The organism is Brachyspira murdochii DSM 12563 (assembly GCF_000092845.1).
GTDB lineage: Bacteria > Spirochaetota > Brachyspiria > Brachyspirales > Brachyspiraceae > Brachyspira > Brachyspira murdochii.
On the sequence record NC_014150.1, the window covers coordinates 575246 to 592990 of the forward strand.

15 protein-coding genes are annotated in these 17745 nt (G+C 28.5%); 3 read left to right on the plus strand and 12 right to left on the minus strand.

Annotated features, from left to right (window positions below; all coding sequences use genetic code 11):
• Positions 1-100: 100 nt before the first annotated feature.
• The 8 genes from BMUR_RS02390 to BMUR_RS02425 all read right to left on the minus strand — a co-directional run bounded on the left by BMUR_RS02390 (position 101) and on the right by BMUR_RS02425 (position 12228).
• Positions 101-850 carry an ankyrin repeat domain-containing protein gene (locus BMUR_RS02390; protein ID WP_013113000.1) on the minus strand — a complete coding sequence of 250 codons (750 nt, stop codon included), beginning with the start codon at positions 848-850 and terminating at the stop codon, positions 101-103.
• A 164-nt stretch (positions 851-1014) separates the two neighbouring features.
• A complete protein-coding gene (locus BMUR_RS02395; RefSeq protein ID WP_013113001.1) occupies positions 1015-2049 on the minus strand; it encodes an NADH:flavin oxidoreductase/NADH oxidase in 1035 nt (344 codons plus the stop codon).
• A 234-nt stretch (positions 2050-2283) separates the two neighbouring features.
• A complete protein-coding gene (locus BMUR_RS02400) occupies positions 2284-2598 on the minus strand; it encodes a hypothetical protein (RefSeq protein ID WP_008727954.1) in 315 nt (104 codons plus the stop codon).
• A 123-nt stretch (positions 2599-2721) separates the two neighbouring features.
• Positions 2722-5328: an ankyrin repeat domain-containing protein gene (locus tag BMUR_RS02405; RefSeq protein WP_013113003.1), complete on the minus strand. Its 2607-nt coding sequence runs from the start codon at positions 5326-5328 to the stop codon at positions 2722-2724.
• A 97-nt stretch (positions 5329-5425) separates the two neighbouring features.
• Positions 5426-6796, minus strand: a complete 1371-nt coding sequence (locus tag BMUR_RS02410) for an ankyrin repeat domain-containing protein (protein WP_013113004.1) — start codon at positions 6794-6796, stop codon at positions 5426-5428.
• 51 nt (positions 6797-6847) lie between these two features.
• On the minus strand, positions 6848-9772 hold the full coding sequence (locus BMUR_RS02415; RefSeq protein WP_013113005.1) for an LPS-assembly protein LptD: 2925 nt from the start codon (positions 9770-9772) through the stop codon (positions 6848-6850).
• A gap of 27 nt (positions 9773-9799) precedes the next feature.
• Positions 9800-10990 carry a tyrosine--tRNA ligase gene (gene tyrS, locus BMUR_RS02420; protein ID WP_013113006.1) on the minus strand — a complete coding sequence of 397 codons (1191 nt, stop codon included), beginning with the start codon at positions 10988-10990 and terminating at the stop codon, positions 9800-9802.
• A gap of 158 nt (positions 10991-11148) precedes the next feature.
• Complete coding sequence (locus BMUR_RS02425) at positions 11149-12228, minus strand: M24 family metallopeptidase (RefSeq protein WP_013113007.1); 1080 nt, start codon at positions 12226-12228, stop codon at positions 11149-11151.
• 231 nt (positions 12229-12459) lie between these two features.
• Here BMUR_RS02425 and BMUR_RS02430 point away from each other — a divergent pair, with 231 nt between their 5' ends.
• The 3 genes from BMUR_RS02430 to BMUR_RS02440 all read left to right on the plus strand — a co-directional run bounded on the left by BMUR_RS02430 (position 12460) and on the right by BMUR_RS02440 (position 14724).
• Positions 12460-12900, plus strand: coding sequence for a type II 3-dehydroquinate dehydratase (locus BMUR_RS02430; protein WP_013113008.1), 441 nt, complete (start codon positions 12460-12462; stop codon positions 12898-12900).
• 18 nt (positions 12901-12918) lie between these two features.
• Entirely contained in the window at positions 12919-14034 is a 1116-nt protein-coding gene (locus BMUR_RS02435) for a M24 family metallopeptidase (protein ID WP_013113009.1), read from the plus strand.
• Between the two features lie 96 nt (positions 14035-14130).
• Complete coding sequence (locus BMUR_RS02440; RefSeq protein ID WP_013113010.1) at positions 14131-14724, plus strand: HNH endonuclease family protein; 594 nt, start codon at positions 14131-14133, stop codon at positions 14722-14724.
• Between the two features lie 3 nt (positions 14725-14727).
• On the opposite strand, the gene BMUR_RS02445 is transcribed toward BMUR_RS02440, so the two are convergent.
• The 4 genes from BMUR_RS02445 to hisS all read right to left on the minus strand — a co-directional run bounded on the left by BMUR_RS02445 (position 14728) and on the right by hisS (position 17730).
• Entirely contained in the window at positions 14728-15057 is a 330-nt protein-coding gene (locus BMUR_RS02445; RefSeq protein ID WP_013113011.1) for a hypothetical protein, read from the minus strand.
• Positions 15058-15066: 9 nt separating this feature from the next.
• Complete coding sequence (locus BMUR_RS02450) at positions 15067-15357, minus strand: DUF5674 family protein (protein WP_013113012.1); 291 nt, start codon at positions 15355-15357, stop codon at positions 15067-15069.
• Positions 15358-15401: 44 nt separating this feature from the next.
• Complete coding sequence (gene mltG, locus BMUR_RS02455; protein WP_013113013.1) at positions 15402-16409, minus strand: endolytic transglycosylase MltG; 1008 nt, start codon at positions 16407-16409, stop codon at positions 15402-15404.
• 73 nt (positions 16410-16482) lie between these two features.
• On the minus strand, positions 16483-17730 hold the full coding sequence (hisS, locus tag BMUR_RS02460; protein ID WP_013113014.1) for a histidine--tRNA ligase: 1248 nt from the start codon (positions 17728-17730) through the stop codon (positions 16483-16485).
• Between the last annotated feature and the right edge of the window lie 15 nt (positions 17731-17745).

The window sequence follows — 17745 nt, forward strand, 5'->3', positions numbered from 1 at the left end:
ATATATTTTTTTTGCATATATAATAAGACTTAAAAAATTTTTTTCAATACGAAATTTAAGTTTTTTGATTAATTTATAAAAATTTAGAATAAAAGAATATCTATCTTACAGCACCATATTTAATTAAAATCTCTGCCATTTTATAATTTTTATTTTCTTCTGCCATAGTTAAAGCGGTTTTATTATAATTATTTCTTTTATTTACATCTGCCCCATTTTCTATTAATATTTCAACTATATTTCTATAATCAAGTATAGAAGCATACATCAAAGCACTATAACCATGAATATCCTGAATATTGATATCCGCTCCTAAACTAATAAAAAGATTAATCATATTAACATCAGCACTATTTAAAATATTATACATCAAAGCAGTTTTTCCGTCTAAATTCTGAGCATTAATATCTACCCCAGATTCTGCTAATAGTGTTATAATATTAGTACTGCTGTTTGCTGCATACATTAAAGCTGTAGATTTATAATTATCAGTTATATTGATATCAGCCTTATACCATATAAGCATTTGTATAATATCAAAATCCCCTAGCTTACATGCATATATTAAAGCAGTTTTACCGCTGTCATTTTTTATATCAGTATCGGCATTATTTTTTAATAACAATTCTAATATATAAATATTTTTATTAAATACAGAATGCATTAAAGGAGTAACACCGTATTTATCTCTCACATTAACATCAACATCTTTTCTGTTAAGTATATTTCTAACCGAAACAGTATCCGAAGTTTCAGCTGCAATTAGTAAATCATTTTCATTTTGGGTAAATGAAAAAATATTAAAGTATATACCAATAAATAAAGCTGTTACAATTAATAAGCACTTCATAATTTATATTATCAACAAAATTTATATATAACAATTTTATTATTAAATAAAAATATATCAAGGAGAAATAATGTTTAGAAGCAAATAAAAATAAAAAAGGCTTAAATTATGCATATATAAATACGCATAATCAAGCCTCAAAAAATATTTAATTACATATTATTTTATCTTTTAGCCATTTCATATTGTTTAGGGAATGGAACATCAATACCTAAAGTTCTAGCAGCCTGTAATGCCCAGTAAGGATTTCTTAAAATCTCTCTTCCAATATATACAGCATCAGCAGCACCGTTTCTTACTATCATATTAGCCATTTTAGCATCAGTTAGAAGTCCTCCGCCTATACAAGGAACTTTCATATATTGTTTTAACTCTCTGCAGAAAGGTATTTGATAGCCTTCATAAGGTATGATTTTACCGTCAGCAGTAACAGCTCCTGTACTAACATTGATAGAATCAAATAATCCTTGTTCTTCTAATGGTTTTAACATATCAACAAAATCTTTTACTGTGTTTCCGCCTTCTTTCCAGTCATAAGAAGATATTCTTATTTGTATAGGATAATCTTTTCCTACAGCTTCTTTTCCTTTTCTTAAAATCTCTTCTAAAATTTTAGCTCTGTTTTTTCCGTATTCATCAGTTCTTTTATTTGATAATGGCGATAAGAAAGTAGAAACTAAATAACCATGAGCAGCATGAACTTCAACCATATCAAAACCAGCTTTTTTAGCTCTTACGAATGCTTTAACAAATGCATCAACAACTTCATTAATATCATCTTTAGTCATTTCAACAGGTGTTTTAAATTGATCGCTAAATGCTATAGCACTAGGAGCATATATTTTATCAACTTTCAAAGAATCACATTTTCTTCCAGCATGATTAATCTGTATTGCAGCAGTAGCTCCATTATCTTTAATAGCTTTAACAAGTTTGCTTAAACCGTCAATATATTTATCGTCCCAAATGCCTAAATCATTGTCAGTAATATAGCTCGCAGTGGAAAACACTCCTGTAGCTTCAACAATAATAAGTCCTGTTCCGCCTATAGCCCTTGTAGAATAATGCTGAATATGCCAATCGTTAACGTATCCGTCTTCTGCACTGTACATACACATTGGAGGCATTACTACACGGTTCTTTATTTCAAGATTACCTATTTTTAAAGGTGTAAAAAGATTACTTTTTTCTGGTTTCATAAAATAACTCCTTTATAAAAAATTAAATATTAAACATTCTTTATATAGTACTATATAGTATATAACAATTTTTTTAATATTTCAATTTCACAATATAATTAATTTAAATATCCTTATAAAATAATTATATGTGAATATCAAAAAAATCAATATATATAATACAAATTATACGTTTATTTGTGAAAAAGATATAAGAATTATTGTTAAATTAACAAAAATATACTAATAAAAATACTATTCCTTTTTTTCAACCCACTTAATAGTATATCTATCAAAAGATTTACTTCTGTCAGCAAGCCATATAGTATCTTTCTTTACTTTAGCTGTTACAGTAATATTTTGTCCGACATACTTAGCATATTCATCAAAAAATTTTTTATCAAAATAATAATCTCGCTCTTCAGTGCTTATAACAATATCAGGAAACATAGAAGTTCCAACCATTCTAACAGTACCTGTAATATCTTCTTTTTTAGCAAAAATTAAAAAGAAAAAAATACACATACCAATATAAGAATATTTTATCATATTTTTATAAATTGTTTTCATTAGTTCCCCATTTTCATAAATTAATATTTTTTTATATTCCAGCATTTACAAAACAATTATGTATTTAAATATATAATAATCATATTTATCTTAAATCCGCCAATATAAAATAAATAAATTATTCTATCCAGCAATATCAGCAGGGGTTAATCCTTCATTATTTCTCATGTCAGTTTTTGCCCCTCTTTGAACAAGCAAGTTAATAGTAGAAGAGTATCCCTTTTCACAGGCACAATGCAAAGGAGTATTGCCCTCATTATCTTTGGCATTAATACTTAAAAATGTATTAGATAAATAATATGATATAGCTTCATCATTCCCATACAAAGCAGAAAAATGCATAACTGTTCTTCCGCTTAAAGATTTTTCTCTTGTAAGAGAAGGATCTTTTGTGAGTAAAAAGTGTATCATATTAGCATCAGAAAATGCCGAAGCATAAAATAAACTGCAGTATCCGTTATAATCTTTTTTCTTTGTGTCAGCCCCATTTTCTATAAGAAGATTTACAGCATTAGTATTGCCTTTATATACAGCATACTGTAAAGGAGTTGTGCCATTAAATAATACTTCTCCGCTGAAATTCTTTCCTTTTACAGAATATATATTAGTATAATTATTAAGAGGCATTTCTATATCTATAATATTACTATAACTTAAAAGTGCCTTAATAGCTTCTAATTTATCATAATTAATGGCATAAAGTAAAGGAGTAAAACCTTCTTCATTTCTTGAATTTATATCTATGCCATTTGAAATAGCTTTAAGCATATCCTCAATATTACCATTATATATAGCATCAAAAAGAGGCTTGCTTGCTTCATATATATGAGAATAATCATCATCTGCATCAGGCTCTACATAATCATCATCATTCTTATCATCAATAGTTTTATCATCACTGTACTCGTATATCAAATCATCAGAAAAAATATTAGCTGGTACTGCTTTAACTTCATCAAATGTATTATTGTAGGGCATATTATTATATGAATTAGTTAATATATTATTATTTGTATTATCTATATTATTTAAATTGGTATTACCATATAAATCATTATTTGATTTAGCATCATTTAATTTTTCATTAGTATAAAAATTACTATAATAAACATTATTTGTACTAATATTATTTGTATTTATATTATTACTAATAATACTTTCTATACTTTCAACACCATCACCATAAAGTAAATCAGAAGCAGTTTTTCCATCATAATTTTTTATAGTATAATCAGCACCTTTTAATAGTAAAAATCTGTATGTATTAGTATTATGATTTTTTACAGCCAAATGCAAAGGAGTATTACCATCAATATTTTGTACATTTATATTTATAGGAGTTCTATTCATAAGGGCCGTCAAAGTATTAGTATTTCCTAATAATGCTGCATTATGTAAAGGAGTATCACCATATATATCAACAACTCTGTAAGAATTGCTGCTGTAATTTAGAAGCGTATCAATAACTTCTGCACTTCCATAACTTGCTGCATACATTAAAGCATTATTTCCTAAACTGTCTTTTCTGTTTATATCGGCACCAAGCTTTAAAAGAGTATTTATAATATTAGTATTACCTTTAAATATAGAATACTGCAAAGGGCTTGCATTATACAAATATACATACCCTGTAAACTCTGCTCTGCTTTCATTAAAATATAAATCATCTCTTGGTATAAAACTAGTTTCTATATTAATAATATTTGTATTATCAATTCTATATTTTAAAAGTTCATTAACCATATCATCTTTGCCAAGATGTATAGCATAAGTAAGAGGAGTTTCATAAGCTATAATTACAGAGTTCATATTAAAATTAGAATACATCATTATATTTCTTAAAGCATTAGTATCTGATTCCTGAATAGTTCTAATAATATACATATTTTCTTCATAAGTATTTGTAAATGAATTATTATTTTCTTCATTGTTATCAGTACCTAAATCAACAGCAGAGCTTCCTCCAGATAAAATATATTCAGGCTTTACTCCATAATTATCTCCTATATCTTTATTAGCACCAAGTTTAATAAGAAGATTATATGCCTCTCTTTTTCCATGGTAAGCAGCATAATACAAAGCAGTACATCCGTTTAAATCTCTGTCATTAATATTCATATCAACATTTTTAATTAAAAAATTAATAGTCTCTAAATTATTGAGAGATGCAGCATAATGAAGCCCGTTAATATTACTATTAAGAGTTTTATCGTTTACTAAAGTTCTGTCTTTTACAAGAAGCATTCTTATAATATTTCCGTCTCCAAAACCGCATGCATATAAAAATACAGAAGTTCCTTCATTATCTTTAGCCTTAACATTAGCATTTTTATCAATTAGCTGTTTAACTATTCTCGAATTTCCTTTAAATATAGCAAACATTAAAGGAGTAGCTCCTCCTATATTAAAGCTATCACCTTCATATCTATTTATGTACGGATAATCTGCAAAATCGTCTGGAAGTTTATACTCAATATTAACTTCGCTGTACTCAAGCAATACTCTTACAGCTCTTTCATTACCGCATTCAATAGCATACAAAAGCGGAGTTAATCCCATTTCATTTGTAGCATTTAAATCAATCTTATATCTTAAAAGATTTTTTAATTGTGATTCATATTTATTTTCTTTTACAGCATTAAAAAACTCCTCTTCTTTTTGAGTTAATGCAAATATATTAAAACTAATAGTAAAAAGTAATATAATAAATAAAAATCCGTTTTTAATCATAATAAAAATTTCCTAATATATTTATTTTAATAAGTAAACATAATATTAAAAATTATATAATAATAATTAATTAATGCAATATAACAAAATTGATAATTTACTGTAAAACATCAGCAGGCTTTAATCCCTCATTATTTGCTATGTTTTTATCAGCACCTAATCTTAATAGAAGATTATAAGCATCTTTTTTATTGTTTGCAGCAGCATAATAAAGAGCAGTCCAGCCGTCATCATCTTTAGCATTAATGTCCACTTTCAGACGGCTTACCAAATAATTAATATTCTCCAAATTATCATAAACTACAGCCATATGAAGTGCTGTAACATTATTTTTTGTTCTGCTATTAACAAGATTTTTATTTTTAGAAACGATACTCCTTAATATAGAAGTGTTTCCAAAGGCAGCGGCATATAAAAAAGTACTCCAGCCCTCCTCATCTACAGCATTAACATCGGCACCCTTTCTTATGAGAGCATTTACTATTTTACTGCTGCCGTTACTTTTAAATATAGCATAAATAAGCGGGGTAGCTTTACCTATATATACAGCATCATTTGAATTATCACCCAAATGAGTAAAATAACCCTCTGGAAGTTTAGATTCCAAATTAATATTTCTATTTGCAATAAGAGTATTCACAGAATCTATACTATTATTTTTTATAGCCAAATGCAAAGCACTTAAACCATATCCGTCTTTAGCATTAATATTTGCACCTCTGTTTATAAGAGTTCTAATTGTTCTATAATCATCAATTTCTATAGCTTTAAATAACTCAATATCAATATCTCTAAGCTCATTATTTTCTTCTTCTATTGTTCTAGTTAAAACAGTTTCTGGAAGAATATTATTATTATCAGCAATAGTACTGTCAGCACCAAGTATTATAAGCAAATTATATGCCTCTATGCTTTTAGAATGAGCTGCATAATAAAGTGGAGTCCAGCCGTCAATATCTCTTGCATTAATATCTATATTAGAATTGGTGCATAAATACATTATAGCTTCAAGATTATTATAACCGCTTGCAGCATGAAGCGGAGTAACATTAAACTCAGTTTTTGTATCAAGTAAAGTACTGTCCTTTTCTGCCAAGAGTGACAATGTGTACAAATCTGAAAAAGCTGCTGCATACATTATACTATTCCAAGTTTTAAAATCTTTTACACACAAATCTGCACCATTTTCTATTAAAAATTCTGTTATATATCTGTTATTTTTATATATAGAATACAGCAAAGGAGTAGCCCCTCCCAAATTATCCTCATAATTATCAGGAAGTCTTGTATTAATATCGGCATTATTACTTATAATTGTTTTTATATATTCCAAATCATTATTATCAATAGCATCATAAAGATTATCATATTCTATAGTGTTTAAAACTTCATAATCTTTAATATTATCAATATCTTGTCCATAAATAAATATACTAAAAACAAATAAAATAATTAAAATATTTTTCATAATAATAACTCTCAATTATAAAACAATTTTTAATAATAAAAGAAAAATATACTACTGAGCAGCTGCACTATCCTGTAAATCTGTAATTGTACTGTTAAGATTATATTCTTTTCTAGGAAGCCCGACATTAGGAAAGTCAGTAAGAGTAAACTCAATCCAAAACTCTTTATCCCAATAAATCCCTTTTACAGATCCTGATGTAATGTCTGAAGGAAGCGTTGAAGGTCTTACTGCAAATGTAGCAAGAATCTGCCAGCCATCTAATTCATGCCAAATGCTTGCTTCTATCGACTTTAATTTAAATAAACTCTCTGTACGCTTTTGAGAATCTGAAAAATTAAATGAATTAATAATATCCCAAAAAGGATTAACCCAAGTTTCATTTTCTTTTTCTGCATATGACTTTATATATCTGTATGCTTTTTCATTAGCACTAGTAGTGGCTATTCTAAATCTCCACTGATCCAAAATTTGAAGTTCTATACCAAAAGTAAATGCTGCTGTATTGTATCTGTAATTAATAAAATCATGAGTAAATGCAAATCCAAAATATAAATTGAAATCATTAATAATACCGTCAAAAAAAGGTTTTTTATTATTTTTTATTAATATCCAGTCTGTTATCTTTCCTAGAGGTATAGGAAAATGAAAATAAGAATTAATACGATTAACTGTTAAATTAGTACCTAATAAATTTCTTGATATATCATATGATATGTAAGACTGATTATACAAAAGTCTTGCAGAAGCCCCAACTTCAGTGGTAAGCATTTTGTTAGTAGAAAACTCTACCTGATAAGTTCTAGTTTCAGAGTTGTATGTAGGGATAAAATCATAACCAGTTCTTATAGAAGATTCCAAATTAAGGTTTAAGTCTGGTATAAAAAATAAGCTATACCCAGTACCACCTAGTGTAAACTTTGTAGTAAAATTATGATTATCAAATTCACCTACCTGAGAACCAATAGCATCAGTATCTATATATTTTTCTTTAAATCTATAATTTAATGAATAAGTAGTATCCCATCTTACTGTAGGTTCAAAATAGTGCGTAAAATTATATGGTAAAATACTATACGGCAAAAACATAGAAAAATTCATTCCAGTACCTAATCCAAAATAAGTATTATCTTTATCATAAATTAAATCTTCTGCTGTAGGATCAATACTATTTTGATATGAATACTCCATATTAAAACTAGGAACAAATCTAATAAAATCATTAGTAAAATTTCTTGATAAAGAACCGTATAAATTTAAATTATTTCTTTCAGCAAGTTTATCATTAAGCTGTTCGTCCAGCATAGGATTATTATAAAAAGCAATACCTTCAGAAGTTTTATAGTCAATAGTATGATTATAACTGCCTCTCAAACTATAATTGAGATTAAGACCGGGAAAATAATATGAAGTTTCATCTCCGAAAACAGAACTATAACTAGCCTCAACTGAAGGCAAAATAAGTTTATAAGGTTTAGGCATATAGTAGTCAAAATTTGTATTGACATCTACTGAAATATTTCTTACAGCCTGCAAATCCCATTCGGCACCAACTTTTAAATTAACACCATAAATGTTATTATTAACATACACTGAGTTTTCTGTATAATATTCCGGATAGCTGTCTCCTATATCCTGCAAATCACCTGTAACGGATGTAAAAAATGTTAATATATCAAATTGTCCTCTTTGATTATAAAAGTCAGATTTAAAATACAAATCGCTGTTTAAATTAAGTTTTCCTGTAATATAACTATTAATATTTTGGCTGCTGTATAACTGAATAGTATGATCATACTGAAATTTATATCTGGGTACAAATTTACCGCCTTCGCCTGAAGCAAAATAGTTAACATATCTAGTACCATAACCTATACTAGAAGTAATATAAGAATCAAGTAAATAATACTGTCTTCCTAATGCAAACATAGCATCTAATGACAAATCCTGATACTGACTAGTATATCTTATTTCATCTCCTATAAGAAAACCCAATTTTTGATAAGCATCAAATCTTATTTTATGCTGAACCCCGTATAAATCAAATATCTTATAATTTTGAATATAAACACCTTCTCTCAAAGATTCCCCGAAAGAAGATATTATGCCAGTACCCATGTAGTTCTGCAGAAATAGAGGAAAATAAAATACAGGCTGCCTGCCCACTCTATAAACACTATTAAAAACCATCATCTTCTTGCTATCCCAAAGATAAACCCTGCTTGTTAAAAAGTCATGGGCTACTGGAGTAAGACGTGAAAAGCTTACACTGCTGTTTTCAGCAAAGAAATCCTGATCATTAAATTTTATTATACGTCCATCAACAGTAAAGCTCATAAATTTAGTACCGCCTCCAAACAGAACACCTTTTTTATTCTCTCTGTTGAGCATAAACCACTCGCCGTTAAGAGTAGTTTCTCCAGACTCTACCTTTAAGTTTCCAGCAGCGAATACCTCTCCGGTTTTCAAACTATATACAACCTTATCTGCAGTCAATGTGTTATTATACATTCTCATAGTAACATTTCCGTATAGAGATATAAGCTCCTCATCAGCCTCTTCTATCTCATAACGTTCAGCAAAGTCTGCTCCTATAAGCTCTACCTGAGCACCTCCTCTGTTTATAGTATTTCTTGCTACTTCCCTTATCTGATCTTTATCTCTTATAACTTCCTGTTTTATATTAACCTGTCTTTCTATAATTCTAGCTCTTAAAGTAGATTCTGTATCATAAGGATAGATCTCTATATTATTAACTCTGGCATATTCCTGAAGTACATAATATGGTGTAAAGTTTACTAAATTTATAAAGGATATAGGATTTTTTTTAGCATCAAATTTATTTATCTGCATTATTGCACTTTCGCCCACATTATTGTTATTTACATTATTTGCAGTATCTTGATTATTAGTATCTTGGGCATACAAACATACATTAAATATAAATGTAAATAAAAGCAAAAGTAAAATCCGCATTATATCCTCTAAAGTTACAGCTTTTGTTTAAGAAAATTTAATTTTAAAGAAATTGCGTTTTCCTACTTTTAAAATGCCCTCTTTAGAAATTAAAGTATTTATATCATTAATTTTTTCATTATCCAAACTAACGCTTCCCTGAGAAACAAGTCTTTTCAAATTTGATTTACTCTCAGAAGGCATACAAACAGACAATATATTTAAAATATTATCATCTTTATTAATTGAAACTTCATCAATTTCATCAGGAAGCCCCTTTGAGCTAAATATCCTTTTAAACTCCTCTTCAGCATTATTAGCTTCTTCTTCACCATGATATATTTTTACTATCTCTTTTGCCAATATTCCTTTAATATTTCTAGGGTTCTCTCCATTTTCCATAGATTTAGTATAATTTTTTATATCTTCTATAGGTATATCAGTAAGAAGCTCCATATATTTAGAAATCAAATTATCTGGTATACTCATAGCCTTTCCATACATATCTTTAGCACTGTCATATATACCAATATAATTACCAAGAGATTTACTCATCTTCTCTACACCGTCAAGTCCTTCTAATAAAGGAACTGTTATAACAGCCTGAGGAGATAATCCGTACTCTTTCATCAAAGTTCTTCCTACAAGCAAATTAAATTTCTGATCATTTCCTCCAAGCTCAACATCGCATTCCAAAGCAACAGAGTCATATCCTTGAGCTAAAGGATACAAAAACTCCATAATACTTATAGGCTGACCATTTTTATATCTCTTAGAAAAATCATCTCTTTCTATCATCTGAGCTACTGTATATCTTGAGGTTAATCCTAATACATCAGCAAAACTCATTTTTTCAAGCCATTTAGAATTAAACTCTACTATAGTTTTTTCCGGGTCTAAAATCTTAAAAACCTGCTGTTTATAAGTTTCAGCATTTTTTAATACATCTTCTAAAGTAAGTCTAGGTCTGGTTTTAGTTTTCCCTGAGGGATCTCCTATTCTTCCAGTAAAATCCCCTATTAAAAATACTACTTTATGACCCAATAACTGAAAATGTCTCATCTTTCTCAAAAGTACAGTATGCCCTAAATGTATATCCGGTGCTGTAGGATCAAAACCTGCTTTTACTGTTAATTGTTTTCCGCTTTTTAATTTTTCTTTTATTTCTTCAAGTCCTATAACTTCGCTTATACCGCGTGTAATTAATTCTATAGATTCTTCTACAGTGTATTTTTCCATAATGATTAACCCTTTTATAAATAAAAAATATTATAATACAGATACTAATAATAATGTAAATTTTAATTAAAGTCAAATATCATTTTTTATTATGTTAATTTTATAGTAATAAAATGAAAATCATATACAATAAAAATTAATATATTATTGTATTAATATTATTTTATAATCATTTCTTTAGTAAAACTATTTAAACTTCTATGTCCGTCTTTAGTTACAAGTATCAAATCCTCTATTCTAACACCTATATTTTCATCCTTGCAATAAATACCCGGCTCTATAGAGAATATCATACCTTCTTTAAGATTAGCATGATGAATGGAGCTTACATCTCCGTATTCATGAACGTCCATACCTATACAATGACCAGTTCTGTGAGTAAAATATTCTCCGTATCCTTTTTCTGTTATATACGAACGTGCTTCATTATCTATATCTGAAAATTTTAATCCTTCTTTTACTTTATCAATAGCCATTTCATTTGCAGTTTTTACTATATTATATATTTTTTTAGCTTCTTCATTAGGCTCTCCAAAAAATATAGTCCTTGTCATATCAGAACAATATCCGTCATATATACAGCCCATATCTATAACCAAACAGCCATTATCACCTATAATGGTATCTCCAGTAGAATAATGCGGATTTGCTGCATTAGCTCCAAAAGCTATAATAGGCTCAAATGAAAAACCTGCATCATCTGCCCCATTTCTCTTATATATAAGTTTTAATTCCTCTAAAACGTCAATTTCTTTAATACCTGATTTAATAAAATTAATAATATCATTCATACTTTTATCATTAATCTCAGAGGCTTTAATCATCTTTTTTATCTCTTCTTCGTCCTTCTGCATTCTCACATAATCTATACAGCTTGATGCATTTAAATAACTTTCTGCGATATTAAGCTCCATCATCTCAAGCAAAAAATTGGATGTCATTACCTTATCTATTCCTATATTTTTATCTTTACGAACAAACTTTGATAATTTCTTTACAGCACTTTCAGCATCAGAATAATATAAAATATCTATATCATTATTATTTAATGGAAAAAGCTGATTATTGATAAGATGAACCTCATTATCCTGATTAATATAAAGACCTAAAAATCTCTCGCCAGAATGTATATTGATATTAGTTAAATAATATATTGACATTCTGTCTGTTATAACAAACTGATAAATATTTTTTTCTTTCATAGAGTTGATAACTCTTTTTAATCTATTAATATTCATAATAATTCCTCATCATTCATTTAAAAATTGAGAACTATTATATACCTAATATATTATTTGTATATAATTTTTTTATGCATAATTATAAACAAAATTAAATACATTAATATTATAATCAAAAACTATCATAATTATTTATAACAAATTAACATAACACAATTATGATATTTGATTTTTTTTGTAATAGGTATATTATTAATAGAAATCAAAATTCTTTATAAAAAGGCTTATATGAATATATTAGTTATCAACGGTCCTAATACAAATATGCTTGGTGCAGCACAAACTGAAATTTTTGGAAACACAACACTGGGAAATATTGAAAAAAAAATTAAAGAAGCAGCATTAGGCAGTGCTAAAGTATCATTCTTTCAGTCAAACCATGAAGGAGCTATAATAGACAGAATACATAGGGCTTATGACGAAAGTACGGACTACATTATTATAAATGCAGGAGCATATGCCAATACTTCTATAGCAATAAGAGATGCATTTCTTGCTACGAATATACCTTTTGTAGAAGTAAGTATGCGAAATATTTATGCAGCTGAAAATTATAGAGCTAAAAGTTATTTGTCTGATATAGCATTAGGAGTAATTACGGGTTTTGGAGATAATAGTTATATATTAGCTTTGGCTCATTTGCTGTCTATACAAAAAAGAAATAATTAATATAAACGGAGTTTGAAAATGTGTAAATTGACTTTAAATGAAAGCGGTGAAAACAAAAAATTTGATTATGATTCTAGGTTAAACAGATTATTAAAACTGACAAAAGAAAATTTGCTCATAACCAAAAATGAAAATATATTTTATCTAACAGGATTTAAAGGCACTGCAGGCTGGCTTCTTATTAGCGGCGGAAAAAAATATTTATTTGTAGATTCAAGATACTCTGAACATGCTACAAAAGTTACACATAAAACTACTGTTATACTTGTAGCAACTACATATGCTGATGCTTTAGCAGAGTTCTGCAAAGAAAATAATATAAAAGAAGTGTATGCTGCTAAAAGCGGACTTTATCTTGCTGAATATGAAGCTATAGTTTCGGCAATGGTTAATAGTTCTATAAAAATAGGAATAAGCAAAATAGATGCTGATGTCATAAGACAGGTAAAGGAAAAAGCAGAAATTAAAATAATAAAAGACAATTTAAATAGAGCTGAAAAAGCCATGACTAAAATGCTTGCTTTTGTAAAAGAAGGGGTAACAGAAAATGAACTTGCAGCTGAACTTGAATATCAAATGCGTAAGGAAGGCGGAGATAAAACTGCATTTGATACTATTTTGCTTTTTGGAGATAGAACTTCTCTTCCTCATGGGGTACCTTCAGATAGAAAATTAAAATTAGGCGACAATATACTTATGGATTTTGGTCTGTCAAAAGACGGATACAAAAGCGATATCACTAGAACATTTTTCTTTGGTAAGGGAGAGCATTTTGAAGAGATGAGCAAAATATACAATATAGTAAGAACAGCACATCTCAAAGCAATAGAAGCTGTACACTCTGGAGTATTAGGTAAAGAAGTTGATAAAGCAGCAAGAGAAATTATAAAAAGTAATGGATACGGACAATATTTCGGACATGGACTTGGTCATAGTGTTGGTCTTGAAATACATGAATCTCCTAGACTTTCACCATTAGTTGACCATATACTTGACGGAGGCTCTATTGTTACTATTGAACCCGGTATATATGTTCCTAATTTGGGTGGGGTTAGAATAGAAAATATGGTAATAGTTACAAAAGAAGGCGGAGTTTCTATGAACAATACCCCTACTGATCTTATAGTATTATAATAAAATATTGACTTATTCTTTTTAATATATATAATATAATTAAAATTAAATAAAAATAGTTATAATATTTTAAACCATTTTAATTAGGAAAAATATATGGCAAGAAGAAAGAAAAAATCATCACCAATATTAATAATACTCGCTATCATAATTGCATCTATCTACTACTATTATAATAAAACAAATACAGAAAAATCTCAAAAACAAACTGTAACAAGATATAATAGAGATGATTGGGGAGATTGGATTGATGAGGATAGAGACGGACTTAATACAAGACATGAAGTACTTGCAAGAGAATCGCTAATAAATCCTCTAATATCAAATAATAAAGTAATATCAGGGAAATGGTACGATAAGTTTACAGGAAAATATTTTACCAATGCTAGAGATTTGGACATAGATCATTTAGTACCTTTAAAAAATGCCTATGAAAGCGGTGCAAGTAATTGGAGCAAAGAAAAGAAAAATGAATATTATAATTATATGAAAAATGAAAATCATTTAATAGCCGTATCAAAAGAAGCAAACCGATCTAAAGGTGATAAATCTCCAGTTGAATGGCTGCCTCCCAATGAAGAATATCAATGCGAATATGTGCGTGAATGGTATAAAATAAAAACTGATTGGGGGCTTACTATAGAAGAAGGTTTTGATGAAGTTTCAAACAGAGTATGCCGAGGAAAATGATTATTATTTATCTTTATTAGCCATATAAGCAAAACTGTCAAAATATTTCATAATACTTTCATCTGTATGAAATTCATTATCTCCAAGAAGGTAATCGCATATAACTTCTCTAAGCCTTGTAAACTCTTTAATACTATGCTTTTTATATTGTGCTTCTATAGTTAAATCAATTAATTCTAATGCTCTGTAAGCTGCATTTTTAGAATACTCTACATTATTTTTCTTTTTAAAAGATATTGCTCTGTATACTTCACTTCCAATATTGCCCATCTGCTGTGCTAAAGTAAAAGTTTTCCATCTGCCATTAGCTAAATCTTTGTGTACATATCCCATAACATCACCCTATCTTTTTACAATATTATTAATAATATTTATTATATCATTTCTAATATTCTCATCTTCAACATATCTTGTTTTATTATTATATATAGGGCGTATATTGATAAGCGAATCAAATTCTATAAAATCTTCTAATTCTGGATATATATTAATTCCCCATAAATCTCTTTGAGAAGATCCATTTTCTATTAATAAAGCCTCTAAATCACTATGAAGTTCAGCATCTAATGCTAAATATTTTTTTTCTATATCAACAACACCTTTGACCATTTCTGGAAAAAAATTACCTAGCATATTTTTTATCTCTTCTAAATCAATACTATATTTTAATCATAAACTTATCTCTTAAAAATATATCTGTTAATATTTTCAACATGCTCTTCATAAGTAACAGAAAAAGCATGTTTACCAGTACCGTCAGCGACAAAGAAAATATAATCCGTATCCGCAGGATTTAAAGCAGCCTCTATAGCTTTAGCCCCAGCAGAACATATAGGACCCGGAGGAAGTCCAGTATTTTTATATGTATTATAAGGATGCTCCATACGAAGATCAGCATATTTAAGATTTGGTTTTTCTATATAATCGCCTTTTACCAAAGTCATAGCATATATTGTTGTAGGATCTGCTTCAAGTCTTTTATCAATATTTAATCTGTTATAGTATACTGAAGATATAAGTTTAGGATCATCTAAAGGTCCCATTTCCTTTTCTACTATAGAAGCCATAGTAAGCACTTCATGAACACTGCGTCCTATTTTTTTGGCTCTGTCTTCCAAATCTGGGAACTGTTTAAATAATGAATCTATCATATATGTAACTAATACTTTTGTAGGATTGCCTTTAACTATATAGTATGTAGAAGGAAATATATATCCCTCAACACTGTCGGAAGGAATATTGTATTTTTGCAGTATTTCTTTGTCATGGCATACTTCTAAAAACTCTTTTTTTGTAGTAAATCCTTGAGCCTCAAGATAAGCACCTATCTCATAAATATTTTTTCCTTCAGCAATAGTAAGCCTCACCATAGCCTGCTTACCGCTGTTAAGATGCTTCATAATATCTATCATACTCATACTTCTATCTACCTGATAATATCCGCTTAAAAGTTTTCTGTCGTATTTTAGATATTTAGCAAAAGCAACAAATATTTTTGAATTTCTTATAAGTCCCTGAAGCTCTAATTTTTTAGCTATTGTAGAAGCACCTTCTCCCTGCTTTATTTCAAAATATACTTTCTCACTATCACCGCCTACTGGGCTAATCATGTATTGTATAAATGCCACAGATGAGGCTGATACTATAGCAGCTAATATTATTAATATAATAAGTAATTTTTTCATAACTATTCTCTATATAAATTATTATTCTCAGATTAAAACAGATGATTAATCTTTATGTAATAAGTTTTTAATATCATTTAATATTGGAATGTATATCATTTAATGATACTTCTTTCTCTTCGCCAGTGTCCATATTTTTTAATTTACACATTTCTCTTTTCAGCTCATCTTCTCCAAGAACTAAAGCATATTTTGCATTTCTTTTATTTGCAGATTTAAACTGACTTTTTACAGACTTACAAGCAAAATCATAATCACAGCTTATATTATTAGCTCTTAATGTCTGCATAACTTTCAAAACATTATTTTCAGTTTCTTTAAAAGCAACAATGAAAACATCAAGCCTATCAGTAATAATATTATTCTGACTTTCAAGTACAAGCAAAAGCCTCTCAATACCCATAGCACTTCCTACAGCAGGAACATCTTTACCATTATTAAAAAGACCAATCAAATTATCATATCTTCCGCCGCCAAGTATAGCACTTTGAGCTCCTAATGCATTAGTCTGTACCTCAAAAGCAGTTTTTGTATAATAATCAAGTCCTCGTACAAGCATATGATCAACTGTAAAGTTCTGACCTATTCTAGTAAGCTCATCGCATAATTTATCAAAATGCTCTTTACACTCATCGCATACATAATCATAAAATTTTGGTATATCTTTTATAGTTTCTTTGCATTTCTCATTTTTGCAGTCTAATATTCTTAAAATATTTCCTTCATATCTTTTTTGGCAGGTTTCGCAAAGCTCATCTTTTCTGCTTCCTATAGCTTCTTTAAGAGCATTATTATAAGATGGTTTGCATTTAGAACAGCCTACTGTATTTATTAAAAGATTTACATTATCAATTCCAAACTCTTTTAATACATTTATATTAAGAAGAATTATTTCAGCATCTATTAAAGGAGAAGTTCCTCCTATACATTCTACACCAAATTGATTAAACTCTCTGTATCTTCCTTTCTGCGGACGTTCTGCTCTGTACATAGTACCTAAATAAAATAATTTATTTATAGCAAACTCATTTTGCATAGAGTTTTCTACATATGCTCTTGCTACAGATGCTGTGCCTTCAGGTCTTAAAGTTAGGGAACGTCCTCCCCTATCTTCAAAAGTAAACATCTCTTTTCCTACAATATCAGTGCCCTCACCTATTCCTCTTGTAAAAAGATCTGTATATTCAAATAAAGGAGTTCTTATTCTGCCGTATCCGTAAAGTTTTACTATATCTTTTATCTTACTTTCTATAAACTCCAATCTTTTGGAAGAATCATAGAAAAAATCATTAGTTCCTCTTGGTTTTTTTATATCTAACATCTCTATTTATCCTAG